The 23,672-nt window shown below is 61.3% G+C and carries 20 protein-coding genes and 2 pseudogenes; 6 read left to right on the forward strand and 16 right to left on the reverse strand.

What is annotated here, in order from left to right; genetic code table 11:
* Positions 1-30: 30 nt before the first annotated feature.
* The 5 genes from nhaC to BJG93_RS27055 all read right to left on the reverse strand — a co-directional run bounded on the left by nhaC (position 31) and on the right by BJG93_RS27055 (position 6,829).
* The gene (gene nhaC / locus BJG93_RS27035) at positions 31-1,533 is read right to left on the reverse strand and encodes a Na+/H+ antiporter NhaC (RefSeq protein WP_027195152.1); all 1,503 of its coding nucleotides are present in this window, start codon (positions 1,531-1,533) and stop codon (positions 31-33) included.
* Between the two features lie 346 nt (positions 1,534-1,879).
* The gene (locus tag BJG93_RS27040; RefSeq protein ID WP_027195153.1) at positions 1,880-2,650 is read right to left on the reverse strand and encodes a DUF72 domain-containing protein; all 771 of its coding nucleotides are present in this window, start codon (positions 2,648-2,650) and stop codon (positions 1,880-1,882) included.
* Positions 2,651-2,655: 5 nt separating this feature from the next.
* A complete protein-coding gene (locus tag BJG93_RS27045) occupies positions 2,656-3,795 on the reverse strand; it encodes an extracellular catalytic domain type 1 short-chain-length polyhydroxyalkanoate depolymerase (RefSeq protein WP_051374245.1) in 1,140 nt (379 codons plus the stop codon).
* Between the two features lie 41 nt (positions 3,796-3,836).
* Entirely contained in the window at positions 3,837-4,262 is a 426-nt protein-coding gene (locus BJG93_RS27050) for a CopG family transcriptional regulator (RefSeq protein ID WP_027195154.1), read from the reverse strand.
* 74 nt (positions 4,263-4,336) lie between these two features.
* On the reverse strand, positions 4,337-6,829 hold the full coding sequence (locus BJG93_RS27055; protein ID WP_231337527.1) for a PAS domain S-box protein: 2,493 nt from the start codon (positions 6,827-6,829) through the stop codon (positions 4,337-4,339).
* A 1,179-nt stretch (positions 6,830-8,008) separates the two neighbouring features.
* Here BJG93_RS27055 and BJG93_RS27060 point away from each other — a divergent pair.
* Together BJG93_RS27060 and BJG93_RS27065 are read left to right on the forward strand one after the other, a co-directional pair.
* Positions 8,009-9,469: a trypsin-like peptidase domain-containing protein gene (locus tag BJG93_RS27060; RefSeq protein WP_231337528.1), complete on the forward strand. Its 1,461-nt coding sequence runs from the start codon at positions 8,009-8,011 to the stop codon at positions 9,467-9,469.
* A gap of 53 nt (positions 9,470-9,522) precedes the next feature.
* Positions 9,523-9,954, forward strand: a complete 432-nt coding sequence (locus BJG93_RS27065) for a peptidase associated/transthyretin-like domain-containing protein (protein ID WP_034477979.1) — start codon at positions 9,523-9,525, stop codon at positions 9,952-9,954.
* Between the two features lie 216 nt (positions 9,955-10,170).
* On the opposite strand, the gene BJG93_RS27070 is transcribed toward BJG93_RS27065, so the two are convergent.
* Positions 10,171-10,794 (reverse strand): glutathione binding-like protein, encoded by a 624-nt coding sequence (locus tag BJG93_RS27070; protein ID WP_027195159.1) that lies wholly within the window; start codon positions 10,792-10,794, stop codon positions 10,171-10,173.
* A gap of 138 nt (positions 10,795-10,932) precedes the next feature.
* On the opposite strand from BJG93_RS27070, the gene BJG93_RS27075 reads away from it, so the two are divergent.
* A complete protein-coding gene (locus BJG93_RS27075; protein WP_082194518.1) occupies positions 10,933-11,340 on the forward strand; it encodes a winged helix-turn-helix transcriptional regulator in 408 nt (135 codons plus the stop codon).
* 52 nt (positions 11,341-11,392) lie between these two features.
* Here BJG93_RS27075 and BJG93_RS27080 read toward each other — a convergent pair.
* Positions 11,393-11,887 (reverse strand): annotated as a pseudogene (locus BJG93_RS27080) (YncE family protein); the annotation flags it as partial.
* A 269-nt stretch (positions 11,888-12,156) separates the two neighbouring features.
* On the opposite strand from BJG93_RS27080, the gene BJG93_RS27085 reads away from it, so the two are divergent.
* Together BJG93_RS27085 and BJG93_RS27090 are read left to right on the forward strand one after the other, a co-directional pair.
* Complete coding sequence (locus BJG93_RS27085; protein WP_027195160.1) at positions 12,157-12,573, forward strand: cupredoxin domain-containing protein; 417 nt, start codon at positions 12,157-12,159, stop codon at positions 12,571-12,573.
* A 339-nt stretch (positions 12,574-12,912) separates the two neighbouring features.
* A complete protein-coding gene (locus BJG93_RS27090; RefSeq protein ID WP_231337529.1) occupies positions 12,913-14,607 on the forward strand; it encodes a ShlB/FhaC/HecB family hemolysin secretion/activation protein in 1,695 nt (564 codons plus the stop codon).
* 601 nt (positions 14,608-15,208) lie between these two features.
* Here the strand turns inward: BJG93_RS27090 and BJG93_RS27095 are convergent.
* The 6 genes from BJG93_RS27095 to BJG93_RS27120 all read right to left on the reverse strand — a co-directional run bounded on the left by BJG93_RS27095 (position 15,209) and on the right by BJG93_RS27120 (position 19,847).
* Positions 15,209-15,520 (reverse strand): DUF4148 domain-containing protein, encoded by a 312-nt coding sequence (locus tag BJG93_RS27095; protein WP_027195162.1) that lies wholly within the window; start codon positions 15,518-15,520, stop codon positions 15,209-15,211.
* Positions 15,521-15,758: 238 nt separating this feature from the next.
* The gene (locus BJG93_RS27100; protein WP_231337530.1) at positions 15,759-16,334 is read right to left on the reverse strand and encodes a hypothetical protein; all 576 of its coding nucleotides are present in this window, start codon (positions 16,332-16,334) and stop codon (positions 15,759-15,761) included.
* A gap of 88 nt (positions 16,335-16,422) precedes the next feature.
* Entirely contained in the window at positions 16,423-17,658 is a 1,236-nt protein-coding gene (locus BJG93_RS27105) for a YncE family protein (protein ID WP_027195164.1), read from the reverse strand.
* Positions 17,659-18,101: 443 nt separating this feature from the next.
* Positions 18,102-18,368, reverse strand: a complete 267-nt coding sequence (locus tag BJG93_RS27110) for a hypothetical protein (RefSeq protein ID WP_034477983.1) — start codon at positions 18,366-18,368, stop codon at positions 18,102-18,104.
* A 324-nt stretch (positions 18,369-18,692) separates the two neighbouring features.
* Entirely contained in the window at positions 18,693-18,914 is a 222-nt protein-coding gene (locus BJG93_RS27115) for a hypothetical protein (RefSeq protein ID WP_027195166.1), read from the reverse strand.
* A 42-nt stretch (positions 18,915-18,956) separates the two neighbouring features.
* On the reverse strand, positions 18,957-19,847 hold the full coding sequence (locus tag BJG93_RS27120) for a LysR family transcriptional regulator (protein ID WP_027195167.1): 891 nt from the start codon (positions 19,845-19,847) through the stop codon (positions 18,957-18,959).
* A 148-nt stretch (positions 19,848-19,995) separates the two neighbouring features.
* On the opposite strand from BJG93_RS27120, the gene BJG93_RS27125 reads away from it, so the two are divergent.
* A complete protein-coding gene (locus tag BJG93_RS27125) occupies positions 19,996-21,603 on the forward strand; it encodes an MFS transporter (RefSeq protein WP_034477987.1) in 1,608 nt (535 codons plus the stop codon).
* Here BJG93_RS27125 and BJG93_RS27130 read toward each other — a convergent pair.
* The 3 genes and pseudogenes from BJG93_RS27130 to BJG93_RS27140 all read right to left on the reverse strand — a co-directional run.
* A complete protein-coding gene (locus tag BJG93_RS27130; RefSeq protein ID WP_027195168.1) occupies positions 21,597-22,031 on the reverse strand; it encodes a hypothetical protein in 435 nt (144 codons plus the stop codon). The two genes, BJG93_RS27125 and BJG93_RS27130, sit on opposite strands and share 7 nt — an antisense overlap.
* A 246-nt stretch (positions 22,032-22,277) precedes the next feature.
* Entirely contained in the window at positions 22,278-23,003 is a 726-nt protein-coding gene (locus BJG93_RS27135) for a GlcG/HbpS family heme-binding protein (protein WP_027195169.1), read from the reverse strand.
* A gap of 424 nt (positions 23,004-23,427) precedes the next feature.
* A pseudogene (locus BJG93_RS27140) lies at positions 23,428-23,608 on the reverse strand (IS6 family transposase); the annotation flags it as partial.
* Positions 23,609-23,672: the final 64 nt, after the last annotated feature.

Consider the following 23,672-nt stretch of genomic DNA (forward strand, 5'->3'; position numbering starts at 1 on the left):
GGCGCCTCACGACTCGAAGGAAAAGACGCCTCAATTCTGTTTGGAGTCTTCATGGACTGAAGTTGGCGGTCCGCCTGCCGTTGAGGTTTGGGTTTGGGCAGCGGGCACACGTGGCATGCGGATGCCGGCATAGGCGATTGCCACCGTCAGCAACGGACTCACCACGCAAAACACAGCAAAGGGTGCGTAGCTGAGCGTCGGCACGCCAAGGGTCACTGCCATAAACGCCCCGCAACTATTCCAGGGGATCAGCGCGCCTGTGGTCGTGGCCGAATCACCAACAGAACGCGATAACACCACGGGCGCGTAGCCGCGTGCCGCGAATGCACTCCTGAACATCCGGGCCGGCAGCACGGCCGCGATGAACTGGTCTGCCGTAACGATGTTCGTCGCGATGGTCGCCAATACCAGGGAACCGACCAGCGCCCCACCGCTCCTGGCCCAATCGGCTACCGGGGCAATCAGGCGTTCTATCGCACCGCACTTCTCTACCACCCCTCCGAATGCCAGTGCCGTGATGATCAGCCAGATGGTATTCAACATGCTGTCCATACCGCCGCGAGTCAGGAGCGTATCAAGCGCTGGATTTCCAGTCGTAGACTTGTAGCCGCTCCCAAGCGCAAGCCATACGCCTTTGAGCATCGCAATCGGGGCCGGCACGCCCTCTCGGGCCGAGGCAAACGCGATGACACGCGCTGGCTCGACGAAAACCGCAACCACTGCGCCCGCGAGCGCACCGAGAAAGATGGTGGTAAATGGCGGAAGCCGGAACAGCGTCAGCACGACGACGAGGATGAGCGGCAGGAACAATACGGGCGATATATAGAATTCGCTCTGCATTGCTGCAACCTCGGCGCTAGCATCGAAGTCGCCCGGACGGCCAAGCAGATAAAACACGGCCAGCGTGACGACGATCGTCATGAGTGATGTCAGCAGCGTCTCGCGCACGTGTTGATACAGATCGACACCCGCGGCAGCGGCCGCAAGATTCGCGGTGTCCGAGAGCGGCGAAGACTTGTCGCCGAAATAAGCGCCGGAAATCACTGCACCGGCCGTAATGGCAGGGCTGAGGCCCATGCTCTGTGCAATGCCCATGAGGCCGATCCCGATCGTACCCGCGACAGTCCACGAGGTCCCGATGGCGAACGAGATCACCGCGCAGATTCCAGCCGCCGAGACGTAAAAGTAGTCCGGGCTCAGCAATTTCAGCCCGTAATAGACCATGGCGACGATCGTGCCGCAGAGCGCCCACGTGCCGATCAGCGCGCCGACCGCGAACAGGATGAGAATCGCGCCAATCCCGGAGCTGACGCTTGCATTCGCGGCCTCGCCAAGCGAAGCGAGCGAATGACCGCGACGCCAGCCGACAAAGACGGCCAGCATGGTCGCCACGACGAGCGCCACCTGGTTCGGCCCGTTCGCACCGCCATCGCCGAACAGGTAAAACGAGAGACCGACGAGAAAGACGAGGCCGGCAATCGGAATCAGAGCTTCGAACATCGTAACCGGCTGAGGTGAATCGCGCCGCTTCATCGCGATGCTCCGTTTGTGTGTTCGGAAATGCAAACGTTGCCATCCAGGCCGACCGGCGACCGGTTAACCGTCAAAACGTGCGCGAACGGCGGCTTTTGATTCGATCCGGCGGCGCAGGCGTGCGCCCCCGCGCCCCTACGGCGAGGCCATGGCGGCTCCGGCGGGCTCGTCGTTGCTTCAAGCATAGGAAAGAATCTCTGCCGCGTGAAGACGCGTCAGACTCGGGCTCGCCGATCCGCGGGTTGCGTGCGATTTTTGCGTTTGGATCGACCACTGTCTCTACCCTCGAAGAGCGCATTTATTCGATGCAAATCGCATGAAAGCCGCGCCGCGGGTTGCGCTTGTCTCAGCAAGCGGCTTTCTCCAGTTTCTCCATCAATGTCAGAGCGTTAGGAACCGCCTCGCCGCGCGCGGTATTGTCGAAAATGCACCAGACCTCGGTGGCTGAGTTTCGAGCGTCGATAATCCGCGCAGCCACCGCTTCGATGAACGTCTCGTCATATGCCGAGTAGTAAATCTCTGGCGAGCCATGCAGACGGATGTACAGCGTACCCGGATCGCCCATCGGTTCGACCCCGGCGACCGGCGACGGATGCGCGCGCACGCAAGCGATCCCGGCATTTTTCAGCGTTCGCGCGCCCTCTTCGGTAAACCAGCTTGCGTGGCGTGGTTCGCAGACGACATGCGCTGCCGTGCGGCCACGTAGCAGCGAAAAGAAGTCTCCTGTCGCGACCTCATCCAACGCCAGGCTGGGCGGCAACTGCAGCAACAGGCAGCCCAATTTCTCACCCAGCGGCGCCAGTTCCTGCACGAATTCGCTAACGGCGGCATCCGCGTCACGCAATCTGAGTTCGTGCGAAATTCTCCGCGGAACCTTGACAGAGAACCGGAATGCGTCGGGCACGCTGGCAGCCCACCGAGCATAGGTTTTCGGCTGATGCGAACGATAGAACGACGAATTGATTTCGACCGTAGGAAAGACCTGCGCATACCGCTCGAGATGGCTACCCTGCGCTGGAAATCGCGCCGCTACCTTGGCCGACAGCGCCCATCCGGCACATCCGATATGTATCGGCGAGGCAGTGGGAGGATTCTCGCGATGCGGCGCATCGATCATGGATTCTATGCAGCAAGGTCGGGGCCGATGTCGAGTTCCACGGCCCGGCGCTGAGGGTGCTCAAGAAAGAATCGCAGCATTTCCGCGCTCGCGTCCGGACCGGCGGGGTCGGTGTAACTGCCCCGCGCATTGCCGCCTGCCCACGCGTGCCGGGCTCCGTGAATAGTCCATAGTTCGGCGTCGATACCGTCCGCGGAAACCAGTTGGGAAACCGTGCACGCACGCCGACCTGCATCGCTCCCACGCTGTTCGCGGCCGTCATGCGGTCGTGCGTCGAAACCCTGAACAAGCTGCATGGCATTCCGTATGTGAACCGTGGTGTCCGCGTCGCCGTGAAATACGATCATCGGCCGTTTCGGTAACGCAGCCGCATCGTGCATGGCCTGCCGCGCCCGTCTCGAACGGTTGCCGCCTTTCATCGCCGCAAGCGCGGAGGGAAGATCGTGCGCGCATCCTGCCGGAAGACCGGAATGCACGCCCGCCGCCGCGTACAGTTCGGGATACGCGTCAATCATGATCGCCGCCATTGCGCCACCCGCGGACAGACCTGCGACATACACGCGCGCGGGATCGACGTTGTGGCCGGCGACAATTTCGCGGGTTATGCCTGCGATCAATGACGGCTCACCGCGTTCGCAACGCTGATCATCTGGCTTGAACCAGTTCCAGCACTTCGACGGGTTGGCCTGCTGCGGCTGCTCGGGATAGGCGACAAGAAATCGGTGCCGCTCCGCCAGCGCATTCATCTGCGTGCCTGCCGCGAAATCGTCGGCGTTCTGTGTGCAACCGTGCAACATCACGATCAATGGCAGCGGCTCGTCGCGGCTGCCTGCCGGCACATACAGCCGGTATTGGCGGCGACCTGCGGCATTCGAATAAGCATGCGTACTGAAATGTCCCCGGTCCTCGACGTCAACGCGGGCTTCTCGCGCGTGGAGCGTTTCAGCGCCTCTTTTCGTCGGCGCTTCGAACACCTCGGGGCCGGCTTGCGAGGTGGTGCCGCGCGACGCCGCCTCGTTCATGACGCCATCGGTTTCGCCTCGCACGAGACGTTGTATCGCTCGCGTAGCTTCGGCGGGGCCGCGAGTGCGCAGCAAGGTCATCGCTTCGCGCATCGAGTTCAGAAAACCTTCTTCGAGTTTCATTGTGTCGGTCCGTTAAGGATTAAATGTCGGACGTTGCGCTGCTAGCGGATTCTGTCCGCGAGCGCCGTCTTGACGGCAGTCGATGCGTGAAAGGCCCCCAACACCGCGACGCTTTCGATGGTCGCGAGGGCGAGCTCCGGTGTGACGTCGCTTGCGATGCTGGCGAGTCCGAGCACCTGGATGGTCAGCCGCTGATGAGCGGCACGAACTGCCTCGAGATCCTGCCGCGAAAAATGCTGCAGGCCGAGCACAAGCGCACGGCGTGTCACCGTTTCCTGAACGACCTGCGCATGCAGCGCCAATTGATTGCGAATAGCGGTTCGAATCAGATCGGTCCGGTTCGAATAAAAGCCTTCTTCCACCAGCAGATCGATTTGACCGAGGTCGATTGGGCCGAGGTTGATCGTAATTTTTTCCGACTCGCCACCCTTGGGCCGACTCGTGCTTCGCAACGCGGGTTTTTCCATTTTTCCATCCAAGCAACATCCACATGGATGGTTATAGGCTTATTTTCGCCGCGCCGCAACATAAATTCGTGGTCTCATAAGTCACTGAGTACCGCACCGAGCTCGTCGATAGTGAACGGTTTGCGCAACGCCGCCCAGCGAAACGGCAACGACGGTAACACCGGCATTTCGTGACCGGAAGAAAACACCACGAACATCGACGGCGATCCTGCCGTTGCCCGCTTCGCGACTTCCATTCCATCTATGTCGGGCATGCTGAGGTCCGTGATCAGCACATCGAACGGCTCATCCTGCAACCAGTCGAGCGCCTGCGATGGCGACGTAGTGAACTTCGACGAATGGCCGAGCAAGCTGATCAGTTCATTCATTGCCTGGGCCAAATTCACGTCATCGTCGACCAGCAGAATACGTAGGGGGACTGCACTGTCCGCAGGCGCCGCCGACCGCGAGCTTTCACTGCGCATGCTGTCCCGGCCGTCAAGCAGCTGCCGCACCTTGTGCGCGAGTTGCTCCCGGCTATACGGCTTGCTGAGCAACTCCACGCCGGGGTCCAGCCTACCGCCATGGACGACGGCATTCTGCGTGTATCCCGAAGTGAAAAGCACCTTCAGATGCGGCAGCAGGACGACTGCCAGTGCGGCCATGTCCGTGCTGCGAATAGGGCCCGGCATGACGACATCGGAAAAGACGAGATCGACGTGGATACCGCTGCGCAACACCGCGAGGGCTTGCTCCGCGTCGTCCGCCTTCAGCACGTGATAGCCAAAATCGGAGAGCGTCTCGACTGCGACTGATTGCACGTTCCTGTCGTCCTCGACGACAAGAATCGTTTCGGTCCCGCCCTTTGGGGCAGGCACCACCCGCGGCGGCGGTTCGACTGCCGGCCGGCTCGACCGGGGCAGATAAAGCTTGACGGTCGTGCCGTGGCCGACTTCGCTATAGATCCGGATATGACCGCCGCTCTGCTTCACGAAGCCGTACGCCATGCTCAACCCAAGGCCCGTACCTTTTCCATCGGGTTTGGTTGTAAAGAAAGGGTCGAAAGCGCGTTCCAGCACATCCTGTGTCATGCCGGTACCCGTGTCGGTGACCGCCAGCATCACATACTGGCCAGCCGCGACGTCGGGCACGACAGCGACGTAGTCGTCGCCAAGCATGGCATTGGAAAGTTCCATCGTCAGCTTGCCTCCATGAGGCATCGCATCCCGCGCGTTGATGGCGAGATTGAGGATCACGTTCTCCAGCTGGTGGATATCGACGAGTGTGTTCCACAGTCCTCCCGCAACGACCGTCTCCACCTCTATCGTCTCGTCGAGCGCCCGGCGCAGAAGATCGTCCATACCGCGCAGCGCGGAGGCCAGGTTGATGACGACCGGCTGTAACGGCTGCTGGCGTCCGAACGCTAGCAGCTGCGCGGCGAGCTTCGACCCGCGATCGACGGCAGCGATCGCCTTCCCGAGTCGTTCGCGGGTCCACGCATCGCCGAAATGCCGGTTGTCGAGCAACTCGAGGTTGCCGCGCAGTATCTGCAGGACATTGTTGAAGTCGTGCGCAACGCCCCCCGTCAGTTTGCCGACCGCTTCCATCTTCTGCGACTGGAACAGCGCCTTGCGCGCTTCCTCCAGCGCCCGGTTCGCCTCCATGCGTTCGGTGATGTCACGGGTAATTTTTGCAAAACCGGCGAGCGATCCGTCTTCGTGGCGGATGGCATCGATCACGACATGCGCCCAGAACCGCCTGCCATCCTTGCGTACGCGCCAGCCCTCCGCTTCGAACCGACCCTCGCTAGCTGCAATCGACAGTCCGCGTTGCGGCAAGCCGGCCGCGACATCCTCGGGCGTATAGAAGCGCGAGAAATGCGAGCCAATGATTTCCTCGGCGCTGTATCCCTTGATGCGGCGAGCACCGGCATTCCAGTTCGTGATGATGCCATCGGGCGATAGCATGAAAACGGCGTAGTCCGTCACGCCGTTCACCAACATGCGGAAGCGTCCCTCGCTCTCGACGACGGCGTCGTGCGCGTTCTTTTTGTCCGTCATGTCGCGCACGATCTTGCCAAAGCCGAGCACCCGACCCGTGTCATCGGTCAGGACGGTGATCACGACGTTGGCCCAGAACCGGGATCCGTCCTTCCTGATGCGCCAGCCCTCCGACTCGCAGCGCCCGGTCTTTCGGGCGATGTCCAGCGACGCAGCGGCACTGGCTTTGTCGCGATCCTCCTGCGTGTGGAAAATGTCGAAACGCTGACCGATGACTTCATGCGCCGAAAAACCGTGAATGCGCTCGCCCCCGATGTTCCACGTACGGATGATCCCTTCCGGCGAAAGGCCGATCACGGCGTAGTCGGTAACGGTGCTCACCCATTGCTTGCACCAGTCGTCAGGTCCAGGGGAGTCGCTGGGCGTGGCGCATGGCGCTGCATGGTCGCCGGTATTGCAATGCTGGTTCATGTCGTGCCATCCCGAAGATGTGATCGGGCAGCACGTTCCATGCCTGACTTTGCGCCCGCCCGCTATCGCTATCTGCGTCGGGGTGCCGATGGAAAGGCGCGTCAGTTCTTGGATCATCGACCCGCGCGGCGGCCGGCTCCGGGCGGGCCAGCACTCGCCGCGCGGCGCAGTCGGCTTTATTGCCCTCCATACTCCGCGTTCAGGCGGTCGAATTCGCCCGATTGGCGTGCTTGCTCGAGCTCATGCTTGACCTGGGCGCGGGTCTTTCCCATTGGCGCGCCAGCGTCGCTCCTCGTGGCGGCGACACCACCCACAGAGTCTGTCGAAGACGCGGTGGGATTTGCGGGTTGGGTTGCAGGGGCCATATCTTGCGCCTGGACGTATCCGAATGCGAGAACCGCGGCGATGGGTGCCGCGACTTTTAGCGGTTTCATCTCTATGTACTCCACAAAGTTCGATTGGATTGGAATCTTGAACTGGCCAATAGCAGGCAAGCTCACATCGGCGACCTCAGGCGTGCTAGCTGCCCTCATAGATATCGCAGGACAGGCCCACCACGCATGGGGCACCGTTTCTGGCTTTGCCGCTACCGCTGCTTCCGCCGGGCTGGGGTCCGTATCCCATGTCAGGAGTGCGATCCATAGTGGTGGCCGGCTGAGCAGTTGTCATGGACTGCTGGGCAGACGACGGGTCAGTTGTGCCCGACGGTTGCATTTGCTGCGAGTGGGCGGCGCCGGTCACCGCGAACAGGGATACCGCACTGAGTACAGTTAAAAGTTGCACTTTCATTTCGTCACCTCTTTTTCGTCAACGTTGCGAACAATACGACCCCGGAATAACGAGGGGATTGGCATCCCCACGCGCGAGCGACGGTCGCATTACACTTTTTCGCTCCTGCTGATTCGTGCTTTCGCTGCGCCAAATGCCATACAGCACCGTCTCTGACGCTGCATGGCCGAGCACATGCGAAGTTGGCTTGTTGCACCGTGGGTGCCCAAAGCCGGACTTATTCGATGACTGCGTGGGTAATGACGCGAGGCTGGTACCGGGCGGGGCAGAAGGATGCGCAATAAGTGCGCTGGTGAAAGGACGTTGTAAAGCCTAACCAATAAGACCTTGCTGCTTTTACGTTATAGGACGCAAAGGCCGTAACCGCTAGCGGAATCGCAATTCAATCCGCCAGTGCTTTTAAGGTTGTTTTAAAAGTACCGACCTAGATTGAATTCACAGCAGCGTGGAGCACGCACTGCACAGGCGCGTGAACCCGTCTCAGCTGCTCGTGTAGAGGGTAATGTGATGCGACGCGATAATTTTAAGCGTCTCCTGCTCGCGGAATGTCTGGCCGCAGTGGTGTCCGCGGGCTGCATGGCGCAAACCGCTCCCAACAATGCCGATTCTGGCGCATCGTTGCCCGGTGGCAGACCACCTGGGCGAGACGAGGCGCCAACGCTAGCGACAGACTTCTCGCGCCTCGTCAGCGAAAACGGCAAAGCGGTCGTCAATATCAGCGCAACAGCCGCACAGCCCGCTGCGGCCCTCACCCCTCTGTGGCCCCCGGCCGGGCGCGAAGACGATCCGTTTGCGCCACTGCTCCGGCAGTTCTCCTCTGGACTACTCCCGGGCGCGACAGGTTCGCTTTCGCGGCGCAGCGGCTCCGGATTCATCATCGACGGCAACGGTTATATTCTCACCGACTCGAACGTGGTGGCCCGTGCGACCCGAATCAAAGTGACGCTGACCGACGGCCGCGAGTTCAAAGCCGCAGTGGTCGGCAACGATCCAGCCAGCGGCATCGCATTGCTCAAGATTCCCGCGGCGAACCTGCCGACCGTCAAGATTGGCTCACGGTCGGACAACAAGGCCGGTCAGTGGGTCGCCTCCATCGGCTCCCCTTACGGACTGAACAACACAGTGACCGCGGGCATCATCAGCAACATGGCGCGGTCCCTGCCTGGCGTGTCATACGCACCGCTTGTTCAGACCGACATGACCGAAAATGTCGGCGATGCAGGCAGTCCCATTTTCAGTCTGAATGGCAATGTAATCGGTATTGAAATGCCCGTCATCAACGAGATCGGCAACGTTAGAGGACTCGCGTTCGCACTGCCGATCGATGAGGCAATGAAAGTCGTACAACAGCTGCGGCTCGACCACAAGGCTGAACACGGACGCCTTGGCGTCACGATTCAGGATGTCAGCTGGCCGCTCGCGAAATCGTTCGGTCTAAGCAAACCGGAGGGCGCGCTTGTCAGCTCGGTCGATCCGCAAGGACCGACCGCGAAGTCGGGTCTCGAGCCAGGCGACGTCATCCTGAAGATGAACGGGGCTGATATTTCCGATTCGACTCAACTGCCCGTCGCCGTAGCCGATCTCAAACCGGGCACGCCCGTTCAACTCGTGTACTGGCGCAATAACACCACCCGTGCCACAACAGTCACGCTCGGCCGTCTGAATGCCGCTGCTGCTGGGGCTGGGGCAACCGCGCAGACAAGTGCCGAGGATGGATTGACGGTGCGTGGCTTGACGGCGCAGGAGCAACGCGACGCAGGTGTCAAAGGTGGCGTCCGCGTAGAGAAGAGCACGGGACCCGCCGCGGTCGCCGGCATCGAACCGGGAGACATCATCCTGATGGTCGACAGCACGCACGTGTCAAGTCCCGCACAGTTCCGACAGAAAGTCGGCAACAGCGGTAATGCGCTTGCGCTGCTGGTCCAGCGTCATGGCCAACGCAGGTTCGTCACCATCGACATGGGTTAGCAGAGCGGTGGCGGCACACACATGTCGCCGCCGCATATCTTGAGGAGCTCGAAATGAAACGGACTTCAGTCGTGAAAGTGGGCTTTACTGCTCTGGCACTGGCCGCAAGCGTTCAATACGCGTTCGCGGCATCTCAAGCTCTACCCGCGGTACAACATGAGGGAGAGGTGACCTTCCTGACCGGCGGAATCGGCCTCGGCCAGTCAGCGGCTATCAAGGAAGTCATGCCGACATATCCGCTCACGCTAGAGTTCGCGGGTAAAACGGCAAGTGGGAACGACTACCTTGCAAATGTACCGGTGCAGGTCTCCGACATGCACGGCCATACGGTGCTGAAGACGACCACCACGGGCCCGTTCCTGCTGGCGTCGCTACCGCATGGCCGGTACAGCGTGACGGCTACTTACAACGGCAAGATAAAGCGGCGAGACGTCGATATCGCCCCGTCATCGCATGTGCACGACGTGTTCCTGTGGCCCATGTGAGGCCGCTGCGTGCAGCGGCACCACGGCCGCCACCGCCATTGGGGGCGTGGCAATCTTCATCGTCAACAGCACCGACGAGATGCTGGCGGCCGTGGCAAGGGCCAATTCGGTGATCGCCGCCTCTCATACCGTGCATCCGTTGTGAACGTTGCGCCGTTGCTGCCGACGGTAGACCGTCGCCGCACGAGAACATTTGGCATCATTTTTCAGTGCCTCTCAAACGTCGGCACTCGGCACGCTCTGCACCGATGGTCTATCCCTAACGCGCTCGTACCACGACTGAAGATGACGGTGCGAACTGAAGTCAATGTTTGCGTTGTAAACAGACTTCATCCATGTCGCCTTGCCCCAACCGGTTAGCGCGAACAGATAGGCGTCAGCGATAGAGAAGTCTCTGCCCATAAGAAACTGCCGACCGCCTAGCTGTCGATCAATCCATTCGTATCTGCTTTCGAGCTTCGACCTCGCTGTATCGACATATTTTCCCGCTGCAACCGCATAGAGCAACGGAATGAATCCTTTATGAACTTCCGAAGTCAGGAAGTTGAGCCATTCCAGCAACCGGTAGCGTTCCATCGTACCGTGAGCTGGCGCCAATCCCGATTCTGGGCGCTGATCGGCAAGGTACTGTGCGATAACCGGTCCTTCGCGCAAAAACGTTCCGTCATCGAGTTGCAAGAGCGGCACGTACCCCAGCTCGGCAACCCGGTAGTAGCTCGTCCCGTCATTCAACAGGTGCCTACGGGCATCGACGTTAATGATTTCCGCATTCAATCCGGTTTCCTGCAAGACAATGCAAATCGCTTGCGAGCAACTACCGGCTGCGTGATATAGCTTCATGGCATTTTCCTCATGGTCGAAAACATGTTCCGTGATCTTTATGGTGCGGCAGCTAATATCGCCCAACAGGGATGAGAAATGAAGAAGGCAGAAGTTTGTGATATAGGTACAAAAAATATACTTGGGCGGAACAAGCTAATGAAAAGAAGTGCGACAGGATGTTCGGTTGAAGAGGCAATGCGCTTGCTGGGTGGTCGCTGGCGTCTGCTGCTGGTGTCGTATCTGCTAGACGGGCCGAAGCGATTTAACGATCTTCGCAGGGATGTCCCGGGGATATCGCAGCGCATGTTGACGCTTGATTTGCGAGCGCTCGAACAGGTCGGCTTGGTGCAACGGACGGTATTTGCCGAAGTGCCGGTGAAAGTGGAGTATCAGCTCACCGAGGACGGCCAAAGGCTAATACCCGTCGTCGAGGTCATGCGCGACTTCGGGCTTTGGCTGAAGTCACGCCCGGAGCCAGCACCTGAAACTGCGCAAGTCGAAGCCGAGCAGGTGGAAACGATGGATCGACTTGCGGATCGTCCAGGGAAATTCAGCATGCTCTAAGACCAGCGTGCTGCAGACCAGTGGTGTGCTCACCGAAGCGGCGTGACGCGCGGCCTGTCTCGTCCGATACATAGAGTTTCCGGGTGTCCGGTGAATATGCCGTTCCATCCGGATAAACGCCGCCCTGCATACGTGCGGTGATTTTCAGGGTTGCCTCGTCGATGGCAACAACTTCGTTCGTGCCGGTCGCCGACGCGTACACGCGGGAGTCTGCCGGCACCACCAGGACACCATGAACGGCGGCGATGTTGCCAATGCGGGCCACAACACGTGAGTTTTGCGTATCGAAGACGATTACTTCGCTATCGCCGAGATGTGCGATGAACAATAGATGCCGCTCAGGATCGTAGCTTTCGTAATCGAGCCGGGTGGCGCGACCTGGCAGCGGGATGTCGGCGACGTGCGCCAACGGTAGGTCGACCGTGAGTGGAGTGCCAGCAGCCGTCGCGCTGTGATGGACGGCCAGTGCCGCCGTAATCGCGACCATCAAAGGAATGACGAGTAAGATCGCAGCCCAGCGACGGCTCGTGTCGATACGCTCTTTCATGACAAATCTCCGTCGGGCAATGCCGCGTCATTCGCCCAAGACGATTAAAAAACGGGATGTGCAACTCCATCGCGCGGAATATTTCGCAGCCCACTGTCGTTCTACTACCGAGGTTCGCCTGCACTGGCGACCACGGTCCTTCATTCGCGATGAATTCACGCGCCCAACGCGTGCAAGCCTGCTTGCGCCGTTGCGTGAAGGGAAGCGCGAACTCGGCACCGTGGTTCGACGCATGTTGCGGCAACGCGGCCTTTTCGAGGAGAAACATCATGGTCGACAGAAACCGTGCTGCGTTCGCGCTGGCGGCGCTGGCGCTCGGCGTTGTGCCGCTGAACGGTCATGCGGACGCAACGATCCATGTCAAGCTCACGGACAACACGATTCAACTCGATCCCGGCACAGCGAAGGCCGGACGCGTCACGTTCGAGGTGAACAACGCAGCGAACGGCAATACCGAACACGAGTTCGTGGTGCTGAAGACAGACATGGACGACGCGCATCTACCTGTCCACAAAGGCATGGTCACCGAAAGCCGGTTCCATAAGATGGGCGAGGTGGAGGACTTGACGCAGGGTTCGACCAAGCGCCTGTCATTGAAGCTCGCGCCGGGACGCTACGTGCTCATTTGCAACCGTCCGGGGCACTATGAAATGGGCATGCATACATCGTTCGTCGTTGCGCCCTGAGGCGACGCACACCTGTGCCGCCGTTTGCCGGCGATCGACGATGACCGGTCATTCGGCGAGGAAATATCCACACCTTGCGAAAAATCATGGCCGATTGTGGGGATATTTAGGCCCACAGTGTTGACGCGCGGCAGGGACACCGCACTACTTGTCTGTTGAAGTCATCGGCGACAATACCGCCTAAGCGCGAGCGTTTCTGCGTGCCATGGATTTCCCGGTATTTCTATCGCTGTGCCTGCCGGTCAATAGGCGCAGCGCACTCTATCCAGGCGAGGGATGAAGGCGCGATACGCCAACCGCATTAGCCGCCTGACGATCGCATCGTGTATTGCGGCCGTCATGCAGTCGCCGCCGGTGGCGGCACAAGCGTGGCGCGACCTCGCACCGCAACCTGCACCGCAGGCGCCGCGAAGCGCGTCGTCACCCTCGACATCCGAGACGGAGGCCACGTCCGCACGGATCGCCGTCGAACGACTTGCCGGGCTCGTCTTCGCACCCGCACACGCCTCTACTGCAGCCTCGCCGATGCCGCGAGCACGCATCGTCGCGGAAGGACTGCCGGTCCTCGACGCCGACTTCCTGCAGAGGTTCAACGCAGACCTCGACAAGCCCCTGACTTTCGGCCGCCTGGCCGAAATACGCCGCGCCGTGGTCGAGCGTTATCGGGCTGCGGGTAAGCCGCTCGTCGACGTCTACGTGCCCGAACAGGATGTCAGTTCAGGTATCGTGCGTATCGACGTCGCCGAATTCAGACTGGGCCGGGTTCATGCAAGTGGCAATACACACTTTTCGAGCCGGCTCCTCGAACGCGAAATGCCGCTGGAACCCGGCGCACCGATACCGCAAGCGGCAGTTACGTCGGGACTCGCCGTGCTCAACGCGAATCCTTATCGACACGTCGATGTCGTTTTCGCACCCGGTGAGACGGCGAACACGACCGACGTCGTACTGCAAACCGAAGACCGTCTGCCACTGCGCGTCAGCGCGGGTTACGACAATGAAGGCGTACCGGACCTCGGCCGTGATCGGTTTTTTGCAGGCATCGGCTACGGCAACCTGTTTGGTCTCGATCAGCAGATCGCCTATCAATTCACGGCCAGCAACGACTTTTTCAGCGGCAATCCGGATATCGAAGGCCGCCCGAACCGCGCTCGCTTCACCGCTCACGCGCTGAGCTACACGGCGCCCCTGCCGTGGCTCGACAGTATCGAGTTGTTCGGCGTCTACGCACAGAGCACGCCACGGCTGCCCGACACGTACGGTCAAACGGGCATTTCCGAGCAGCTCAGTTTCCGCTACGACTTACGTCTGCCGTCGATCAGGGACACGACGCAGTTGATCCAGATCGGATATGACTTCAAGCGGAGCAACAACGATCTGGAATTTGGCGGCTCGCAGGTTTTCAGCTCGAATACCCACGTGCATCAGTTCCTGCTGCTTTATGACATCAGCAAGCCGACTGATGCTGGCACGGCGCACGCTGCCGCGAGCTTCGTCGCAAGTCCGGGCGGACTGGACGGCAACAACAACGACGCGGCATTCGAGGCCGCGCGGCAGGGCGCGACGGCCCGTTACATCTACATGCAGTTGACTGCGTCACGCGCGACCGCGCTTGGCGCTGGCTTCGCACTGATGACGAGCGGAACGTTTCAGTGGACCCCGAACACGTTATTGCCGAGCGAGGAGATGGGGCTCGGCGGCGAGACCAGTGTGCGAGGCTATGTCCCATACGTCGCGCTGGGCGATCGCGGCTGGAACATCCAGACCGAGCTGCGCACGCCTGCGGTGTCACTCGGCGCGAGCAACGCGGTCGTGCAACCCTTTGTCTTTTTCGATGCCGGCCGCGTATGGACCACCATCGACCAGCCAGCGGAGAATAACCCGGGTCTGCTCGCGAGCGTCGGCGCGGGGGTGCGCGTCCAATGGTCGAGATTTCTGGATTTGCGCTGCACTTACGGCGTGCCATTACGCGCACCGACGCCAAATGGTTCGAAGGCGCCAATGGTGCTCTTGTATGTGTCGATCGGAACGTGAGCCGTCGATGAACCGAGTCGAAAATGGGCGACACCGATCGCCGGCACATGATCTGCGAGCATGAAGCGCCCGATGCGGCGAATCGCGCCAACGCCGCCCGTCTGCAACAGGTTAACGCCGTCTTTGAATGGCGCTGCGCGGATTGGGTCTATCATGGTAGACACACCCCTTCGCAGGAGCAAGCCGTGTCCTCCGATCCATCCGCTGAGCCGACTAACAAACCTCCTCCCGACCCCACGCACTCCCCGCCCAGTGGAGCGCCCAGCACCGGCGCAGAGGGGCCGGCAAGACCTGCGGACGACGAACTTCCCGATGCAGACTCCGCGGAGCCTGTCCCCCATCAGCATCCGCCGATCCGAAGCGACGACAACTGATTGGCATAACGCCGCCGACGCCGACCTCACTGCGATCCAAGCAGCATGTCTCCAACACGGTCACTGTGCTTTACCGCCGACGCCGCGAACTCGATGAACGGTTGCGGTTCAATCAACGCTTATTTCCGGTTCGCGTTTTGACGCGCGCCTGGATGCGCTCCTCGTGGCGCTCGCGCCGGATTCGGGGCGATAGAGCTGGAAAGGGGCCGGTCCTCGGTCTCTCTATCTCAGCCGGGTTGAACATGCGGGCACTCCGTCTGGAACCAATAGTCGACCAGGCGCTGTGCCGCTTGCAGATCATCCGGGTAATACGGATCATCAGACCACGGTGACGGGTCGTAGCCCGCTTTCCTCAACGCAGCGAGTTCGCTTTGGTGCTGCGCCATCGTAGGGGGCGCGTTTGTCTTGAGCGCCGCCAGGTCGCGGCACTCTGTCGAAGTGAGGTGCGGCCCGGCATACGGTACGCCACCAGCGACACAGCCGGCGAGCAAAATCCCCAAAGCAGGAAGTATTGACTGCGTTGTAGCCCGATTTCTCATGGTACGTCTCCTTCCCTGCGCCGCGCCGTGAACCAACTCGTGGTGCGCACCTTTGCCGCTGCATGTGGAAAATGCTCTCCTTCGACGCACGTCACTTCGCAGGAGCAGCAAGCATCGTTCCTCCCGGCAATCGCGAATAGGATCCCGCGAGGTTCGCATCGGTGGCGTCTCGGTCCTCGAGAGTCGCTCTTTTCAATCCGACATAGCCCCAAAGGCAGCCGTTTGCCATGAGGTTTGATTACCACCGGATGCGGACCCCGCCCATCCCGCCCATCCCGCCCACGCCGTGAGCCGTCGGTCCGCCAAGTTTCGTCACGTAGCTCACGGACAGATACGTGGCGATGTTCTTCGTCCACTTTGTCGTCACGCCGCCGCGTAATTCGAGCGACGTATTGCCGAGCGACCTGGCCAGATTGGTGCCGTCGAACGCCACGCTCGAAGTCGCCGCAAAGGACGGGGTCCGTTTGATCGCCAGACTGTTGAACGGTCGAACTCCCCATTCGTTGATCGTATCGCGCGCGAAGACAGACGCGGCTCCAGAGACGAGCTGGATCTGGTTGCCGCCTCCGGTTGGCGACGAGGGAGCGTCAAGGAAGAAACTGCCGTCCGCGTCCGTGCCGAGCTGACCGCCGGCGAGGTTGGACAGCGTTGCGTTGGTGCTGCCATGGATCGGCCGCGAGAACGTCTCGCAAGACGGTGAGACGCTCGCCCTGAGCGTGCACAGCTGGATTGTGCAGAGGGTGGCAAAACAATCGTCATCGACACGGGTGCCGGCAACGGCGAGCGTCGACCGCCGAACCCCGTGTTCCACCAACTCGATACGCGGTACCTGGCGCGCCTTGCCGCAGCCGGCGTTCAGCCGGCCGACGTCGACCTTGTCGTGGTCGACGCGGATCTGCGCCTCACTTAGCGGCGAATACCGACACCCCGCCGTTGACGAACCCGTTTGCCGCGCAACTCGGACACCCCGCCGGCGATGTCGCCGAAGAGTAGGGAAGGAAGATGAGCCCGCTCGCCGGGTCGACTGCAACCGAATGCGCGTTATTGCCCGTGTTCAGGCGGGTAACGACACTGCGGTTGCTGGCGTCGACGATAGTCAACACGGGCGTGCATGGCGATGCCGCCGAGCAGGCGCCGTTCGTCGACGCATTGCCAGAAGACGTCCAACGGCTCGCCGCGTTGTAATAGCGATTGGTGGACGGATCATATTCGAGTTGATCGCCGCCGCCCGCGTTCAGGGACGCCACCAGCGCGCCGTTCGAACGGTCAAGAATCTGCATGAGCAAGGGCGCGCCGGTCGTCCCTTCCCGGCAGCCAACCGCGATATCGTTTCCCGGTCCGAGTGCCAGCCCAGTAGGATCGCAATTGCCTTCGGGGTACATCGCGACGCCCGCAAGGGTCGTGTAGTTCTGCGTGCCGGCGTTCGGTATCGCGCGAATGGATGCCCCTGGCAATTTCACCAGTTCGCCATGAGGATTCGCGGTGCTTCCGTCGACGTTCACATAGAAGTTGTCGCTGGCGGCATCGTACCGGCAGGCTTCGAGGCCCGCGGTGGGCTTGCCTGCGCTGTCGGTAAACGTCACTTTGGCGACGACGGTCTGCGTCGCCGTGTTGATGAATGTGGCGAACGGGGGCGTCTCTTCGGGGCTCGAGATCATAAACATGCCGTGCGTGGGATCCAGACACCCTTCATCTGCGCGCACGCCCGTCGTGCTGACCGTGATTTTGCTTGTCACGACGCCAACAGCGGGATCGACCACCTTCACCGAGTTCACGTCGCCCACGTAGATGAGGTTGCCGACAGGGGTCGCGCCGTCCGGACCGGTCTGCGAACTCGGCCCGGGGCCAAGCCCCGTGAACGCGAGAGGACCGGTTCCCTGGATGGTCTTGACGAAGCTCTTCGACGGTATGTCGATTTCATCCAGAGATGCGTTATTCCTGTCGGTGAAAAAGTATCGGCTACCCGAAACGGCACCGATATCGAATGAGAAGTTCACGCCTGCCGTGATGTTTGGGACGGCGATGTCCGCGACATGACGCGGCCCGCTAACGTCGAGATGATCTCCGCTACCACCACAACCTGCGATCGCGATAGCCGCAGATGTCGCCAATGCATTCGTCCAGATGTGTCTCGGCATCGTACACCTCCCCTCATCGTCGTCGGAATAGACCTACCTCGAGCGCGTGCCGGAAGAAATAATGGACGCTGCTATAGCTTAGGCATTTCGTTAAACAGTGATCCTTATCGTTTTCCCCGGTACCGGTTGTCGTTCTTCAGATTTCGATAAGATTCGACAGGGGAAGCATGAGTGATCCAGGCGGAAATGCACAGCATCTCTAAGTACATGCCTGGCAGCCACCCGCAGCGTTATGGAAATTCACAGTAACGCGAACGAGTTGCAACGCGATCATGCGAGCCTCGGAGTGCATGGGCAGAGTTGCATTACCGACAGCAAGCCGTGTACCCGGCCGACCCATTCCCGAAACGGCACGAAGGCGCCCTAGGGCGATTGCGGATCACCTTGCAAGCCACAATTGCGCGTCGCGACCGACCGTCCGGGGCCGACGTTTTAATCGCACGTTATGGCTTTCGCGTCGGCTCGCTGCCGGGCACGCCTCGATTGTCTGGCTGTGACTGCGCTCCCGGACGGTTTGCCCCACGATCCTGGCGCGCACTGTTGTCGCCCGAAGCGTTCTTCTTCGTCGGCGCGCTCTCCGATTGCAGACGATTCAAGGTTTGCAATTGCAGCAGCTTTAAAAGCCGGTCGTTTGATGCTGCATTGCCCGTACCGGCCAGGCCGCATCCGCATACCAGGCCAATCGTCAGCGTCCATCTGATCAGAGTCATTGTCCTCTCCATCGGTCCAATACTGGAGGCGCACAATACGTGTGGTTCTACCGCGGGGCTACCTAAAGTTACCTGCGATGTCCGCCCCGAGCGCGAATATCGCCAATCGTCTGACCATGACTTTCACCTCCATGCAGTTAGAGAGATAAGGAAAGGCCTTTGTTCAACACCGGCGCGGCGCACCGGAGCGAGGCATCGGAGCTTAAGGCTCCGAAGTGCGAACGCAACCGAGCGACGGTACCGTGGGCGTGACTAGTGGACGACGAACGGGATCAGCAGTGATACGGCGAACGCCGCGGGGCTTGCCGCGGTCATCCGCCCGGGTCATTGCGCCAGTTGCCAGCGCAGCATCGGGTGGTCTCCCTTACCTAGCGCGAGAAACGATCCCGGGCTGGCAGGTTTCGTTGCGTCCAGTACCCACTCCCGCGGAATGATCTGACGGCCATTGAAGAATCCGTCATGCGCAAGCATTAACGCAAAGCGCGCATAGTCTCTCAAGGTCGCGTTAAAGCAGCACGACGCAATTTCCTGGCCGGTGTCGTCCACGATCCAGCGCGCGTCGGCTTCGGCGTTATGGAACAGCGATTTTCACAACGCCGGAAACAGGTGCTCGCACATGAAGTCGACGAATACGCGCAACTTGGGCAACAGTTGTCGGCTCGACGGCCACAGGATCGAGAACTGGCCAGGCGCAATCGGGTGATCGTCGAGCACCGTGACCAGCACGCCACGCTCGAGCGCGTCGCGCACAAGGAAATCCGGCACAAAGCCGATGCCGAAGCCGGCGATCAGTGCGCCGCGCAGCGCCTCCATGTTGTTGCAGGTCATGACGGCGCGCAGACCCGGCGGTTCGCCGCCGTCCGCCGTGAGTGTCCACGACTGCAGCTTGCCAGTGGTCGGGAACCGGTAGCGCACGCAGCCATGCCTGGCCAACTCGGCCAACGTGCGCGGCAGGCCCGCGCGTGCGGCGTAGCCGGGCGACGCGCACAGCACGAATCGGAACGGTCCGAGCCGACGCGATGCCAGGCTCGAATCGGTGAGCGTACCGCTGCGGATCACCGCGTCGAAACCACCATCGACGACATCGACCAGCCTGTCATTGAAGTCGAGATCCAGTTCGACGTCCGGATAGCGCAGATTAAACGCGGGCAGCACCGGCAACAGGAAGCGATAGCCGATCACGGGCAGGCTCACGCGCAGCCGGCCGCGCGGCATCTGCGTTGCCTTCGACAGCATGGCCTCCGCATCGCGCAACTCTTCGAGAATCCAATGACAGCGCTCGTGGAAACGCTGTCCCTCTTCGGTCAGCGTGACTCGGCGCGTAGTCCGGTGAAAGAGCCGTACGCCGAGCCCACGCTCGAGCTTCGCGATCGTCTTGCCGACCGCCGATGCCGAGATGCCGAGCTTGCGTCCGGCCGCGACGAAGCTGAGCGTCTCCGCGGTGCGCACGAACGCGACGATGCCGTTCAGGTTGTCCATGCCGGTTCGATCCTTGATGAGTTGATTCATTAAGGAATTTACCTCCGGTATCTGCGGACAGGCACGTTGTTTTTCGCACATTGAATCGGGAATATCGTTTGTCGCTCGGCCGGATGCGTCAGGCATCGGTATCTCATCAGGAGTGACGATGGACTCTACGAATTCTCCCCACTCGACGAGGCGGCTCGTCGTGCTCGCCGCAATCTGCATGGCCGCGCTCGCGTTGCCGCTCGCCTTCTCCGGAGGCGCAGTCGCGACGCCCGCGATCGGCCGCGATCTGGGCGGCGGCCCCGTCGCGATGAACTGGATCACCAACGCGTTCATGCTCGGGTTCGGCAGCCTGCTGATGGCGGCGGGCACGCTCGCGGACCGGTTCGGCCGCAAGCGGGTGTTCGCGTGTGGCGTCGCGGGCTTCACACTGACCTCGCTCGCGCTCGGCTTCGCGCCGTCGATCGTGGTCGTTGATCTGCTGCGTGCCGCTCAGGGCGTGGCGGCCGCTGCGACACTCGCGGGCGGCACCGCCGCGCTCGTACAGGAATTCGACGGCCACGCGCGAACCCGCGCGTTCAGTGCGCTCGGCACGACGTTCGGAATCGGCCTCGCGTTCGGCCCGGTGCTGGCCGGTTGGCTGATCGCGCAGTTCGACTGGCGCGCGATTTTTGCGACCGGTGCGCTCGCGGGCGCGTTGTCGCTCGGGTTCGGCGTGCCGCGGATGCGCGAGTCGCGCGATCCGCACGCGCGTCAGCTCGACTGGGTTGGCACCGTGACGTTCACGGCCGCGCTCACGTGCTTCACGTGCGGTGTCATCGAGGCGCCGTCTCGCGGCTGGACTTCGGCGGCCGTGGTCGGGCTGCTCGCCGCGAGCGTCGCGTTCGCCGTCGCCTTCGTCATCGTCGAGACCCGCGTCGCGCGACCGATGCTGGATCTGTCGCTGTTCCGCTATCCGCGCTTCGTCGGGGTCCAGGTACTGCCGATCGCGACCTGCTACTGCTACATCGTGCTGCTCGTCGTGTTGCCGCTGCGCTTCATCGGCGTCGACGGCTATGACGAGGTTCACGCGGGTTGGCTGATGCTTGCGCTGTCTGTTCCGATGCTGATCGTGCCGTTCGTCGCAGCGACACTCACGCGCTGGATGTCGGCGGGCGCGATCTCGGGGATCGGGCTGGTCATCGCAGCGGCGGGGCTGTACGCGCTCGCCGGCGCGCTGCGCACCCGTGCGGGGGCGAGCGCGATCGGGCCGATGCTAGCGATCGGCATCGGCGCGGGGATGCCGTGGGGGCTGATGGACGGTCTGTCGGTGAGCGTAGTGCCGAAATCGCGCGCGGGAATGGCGACCGGCATCTTCAGCACGACGCGTGTCGCGGGCGAAGGCGTCGCGCTCGCGGTGGTGAGCGCGCTGCTCGCGGCGCTCGCGCAGGCTCGCCTGCGCGCGGCGGTCCCGCACGCGGAACCGGCGGCCATCGCCGATGCGGCTGCACGGCTCGCGACGGGCGACCTCGCGCACGCCGCGGCGCGGCTGCCGGACGTTGCGCGCGCGACGCTCGAGGCCAGCTATCACGCGGCGTTCGGCCGTCTGCTCGACGGACTCACGGTCGTTACGCTGTTGTGCGCGCTCGCGGCATTCGCGTTCCTTAGCCGGGTCCGCGTACAAGACGAACCGGTTGGCGCGGAGGCAGGCAACGCGCATACCGCCCGATCCGCACCGATGCCAGACGTCATGCAGCCAGTCTCCGAGCTTTCGCGCGACGATCACTGATGCAGTTCATTGCAGTCCATTCTCCGCAGGCTGCGGCGCAATGACTGCGCTTGTTCGCGTTTTTGAAGATCGTTGAGCGCAGCTCGCGCGACAAGATCCTGTTGCCTTTCTTTTGCCGCAGACAGCTTAGATTTATGCTTCGCGATGAGCGCATCGACCAACGACCCATCCAGCTCATCGTAGTTCATCATAGCTTGCGCTGGGACCCGTGATTCGCGTACTGATCGATGTATCGTGCAGCGCATCTGCAACTCTGTACACAGCACGGCGCTCCGCAGGTGGTCGCGATGCAGGTCAAGTAAAAGTTCGGACCGCTGCGCTTCAGTGCTTCGGGCGTTGATGCGCGACAACGCGCCGTGATCGAACTGGTAGATGATGAGCGGTCGGCTGTGCGAGCTATGTGGCAAGCCGGCGGAAACGATCAGCACCGGCTGGATGCGAACCTGATGTCAACACCACTCGGCGAGAAGCCGACCAGTTGCATCCAGTCAATACGTTGCTGATGCCCTTGCAATTGGCCATAGCGTGGGATGGCCAACCGCACCACGGCCACGGCGCGCCGGATTTTCACTAGTGCCGTTCCCGTTCGCTCGCCAGACCCAGCCGCGAGTCGATGATTGCCGTCGTCAGTGAGAGTCGCTCCGCCAACCGATTCAAGCGGGTCAACACGTTGACTAATGTGTGTTCTCAATGGCAGCGGCGCTCAGGTCGGTCGGAAAGCAATGAGGGTGCTCGAAGCCCATCGGAGACCCGCTTGTTGAATATACGATGTTATCCGTGTTATTCGGGCCTTCGCCGCCGGGTACAGTTCCGAGCCCCGCCAGCTTGCGCATGCGGTATGCGATCGCATGATCGGCGCAGGCGCTATCGCCGCTCACCCCTAGTCCTCCTATGACTTTCCCGCCCGCATAAAGTGCGACACCGCCGCCAAAGGTAATGACGCCACCAAGCGTGCGTCCGATGCCGCTGCCCTGTTCGAGGAAGCGCGCGTCAAAAGGATTCGAATTGTTCAGCCCGTATAGAGACCCGCCCGGCTGCGTGGCCGCATAGAGGTTTGCCGTCGATAGAGCGAGTGCATCGTTGCTGAAACCGTTCGCAGTGTAGGCCTTCGCAATCGCGATAGCCCGACTACCCGGCCAGGCATCCCCGGTCACGATCACCGAGCAGAGGTGCCCTTCCCGATCGACAATGGCCGCCCACATCCGATTGGGCTTGAAGATCCCCCCATTGCCATCGGCCAGATTGACTACCGTACTCAACTGCTTTTCCACCAATGCGACCGTACCTTGTGGCAACTTGCAACGTCCTTGTGGGAAGTCATCATCACCAGACGCACGACTTTCATGCGAAAACGACGCAATGCAGACGGCTGCGACAGCGACGATGAGCATCTTACGCATGACGTTTCTCCTGACGATCTGTTTCAAAGCAAACACGTTGCGGGCTGGAATTAGACCTATCAATAGGATACCGAATGCACCAGATCAGCCAACGCACTACGTGGCAAGGTATGAAGGTTTCCCGGAGTTCGCAAGACCGCTAGTGACAACGAACAGACGTTTCAAAGCGACACTCCATGCATTGTCAAAACTTCGTCGCCGTCGAATGCCGGCTGCGAACCCCCAACAGCGAAGGTATGTCGCCCCACTGGACGCCTTCCTGTAAGTGAAGACCATCACTCAAAGGTCATTAGCCAAAACAGAGTTCCCGTCAGCCACGGGGCAGGTCAGAAAGGCGCCGTCAATTTACAGCGACGAGATGCATCGCGAGAGCCTCGGATGCGCCGCTCGCGCTCCCGGGTGGGTTGATGGCTGTTCACTGCCGGATCTCGAGTTCCACACCGTGCCCGTCGACGGCGCGCCACAGCAGGGTACGGTTCACCACTCGCGGTGACAAACATCTCGTCGAGGTGCCACCTGCTGCCCGGCTTGTGGCGCGCCGCTTTCGCCCGGTGGGCAAAGCGCGCGCCAAACTTATCGCACCAGCGGCGGATCGTCTCGTAGCTGCGTGTTACGCGAACACCGCACCAACGTGACAGCGCCCGCAGAAGTTCTACCTGGCAGAAGGCG

Origin of the sequence: Paraburkholderia sprentiae WSM5005 (genome assembly GCF_001865575.2) — a bacterium.
Lineage (GTDB): Bacteria > Pseudomonadota > Gammaproteobacteria > Burkholderiales > Burkholderiaceae > Paraburkholderia > Paraburkholderia sprentiae.

What these genes read in the sequence shown, in the direction of transcription:
- BJG93_RS27095 (WP_027195162.1), bottom strand. Translation starts at nt 15,520, where the DNA reads ATGAGAAATCGGGCTACAACGCAGTCAATACTTCCTGCTTTGGGGATT.
- BJG93_RS27120 (WP_027195167.1), bottom strand. Translation starts at nt 19,847, where the DNA reads ATGGACAACCTGAACGGCATCGTCGCGTTCGTGCGCACCGCGGAGACG.
- BJG93_RS27060 (WP_231337528.1), top strand. Translation starts at nt 8,009, where the DNA reads ATGCGACGCGATAATTTTAAGCGTCTCCTGCTCGCGGAATGTCTGGCC.
- BJG93_RS27050 (WP_027195154.1), bottom strand. Translation starts at nt 4,262, where the DNA reads ATGGAAAAACCCGCGTTGCGAAGCACGAGTCGGCCCAAGGGTGGCGAG.
- BJG93_RS27040 (WP_027195153.1), bottom strand. Translation starts at nt 2,650, where the DNA reads ATGATCGATGCGCCGCATCGCGAGAATCCTCCCACTGCCTCGCCGATA.
- BJG93_RS27135 (WP_027195169.1), bottom strand. Translation starts at nt 23,003, where the DNA reads ATGCGTAAGATGCTCATCGTCGCTGTCGCAGCCGTCTGCATTGCGTCG.
- BJG93_RS27070 (WP_027195159.1), bottom strand. Translation starts at nt 10,794, where the DNA reads ATGAAGCTATATCACGCAGCCGGTAGTTGCTCGCAAGCGATTTGCATT.
- BJG93_RS27055 (WP_231337527.1), bottom strand. Translation starts at nt 6,829, where the DNA reads ATGATCCAAGAACTGACGCGCCTTTCCATCGGCACCCCGACGCAGATA.
- nhaC (WP_027195152.1), bottom strand. Translation starts at nt 1,533, where the DNA reads ATGAAGCGGCGCGATTCACCTCAGCCGGTTACGATGTTCGAAGCTCTG.
- BJG93_RS27110 (WP_034477983.1), bottom strand. Translation starts at nt 18,368, where the DNA reads ATGACTCTGATCAGATGGACGCTGACGATTGGCCTGGTATGCGGATGC.
- BJG93_RS27125 (WP_034477987.1), top strand. Translation starts at nt 19,996, where the DNA reads ATGGACTCTACGAATTCTCCCCACTCGACGAGGCGGCTCGTCGTGCTC.
- BJG93_RS27065 (WP_034477979.1), top strand. Translation starts at nt 9,523, where the DNA reads ATGAAACGGACTTCAGTCGTGAAAGTGGGCTTTACTGCTCTGGCACTG.
- BJG93_RS27075 (WP_082194518.1), top strand. Translation starts at nt 10,933, where the DNA reads ATGAAAAGAAGTGCGACAGGATGTTCGGTTGAAGAGGCAATGCGCTTG.
- BJG93_RS27085 (WP_027195160.1), top strand. Translation starts at nt 12,157, where the DNA reads ATGGTCGACAGAAACCGTGCTGCGTTCGCGCTGGCGGCGCTGGCGCTC.
- BJG93_RS27045 (WP_051374245.1), bottom strand. Translation starts at nt 3,795, where the DNA reads ATGAAACTCGAAGAAGGTTTTCTGAACTCGATGCGCGAAGCGATGACC.
- BJG93_RS27090 (WP_231337529.1), top strand. Translation starts at nt 12,913, where the DNA reads ATGCAGTCGCCGCCGGTGGCGGCACAAGCGTGGCGCGACCTCGCACCG.
- BJG93_RS27105 (WP_027195164.1), bottom strand. Translation starts at nt 17,658, where the DNA reads ATGCCGAGACACATCTGGACGAATGCATTGGCGACATCTGCGGCTATC.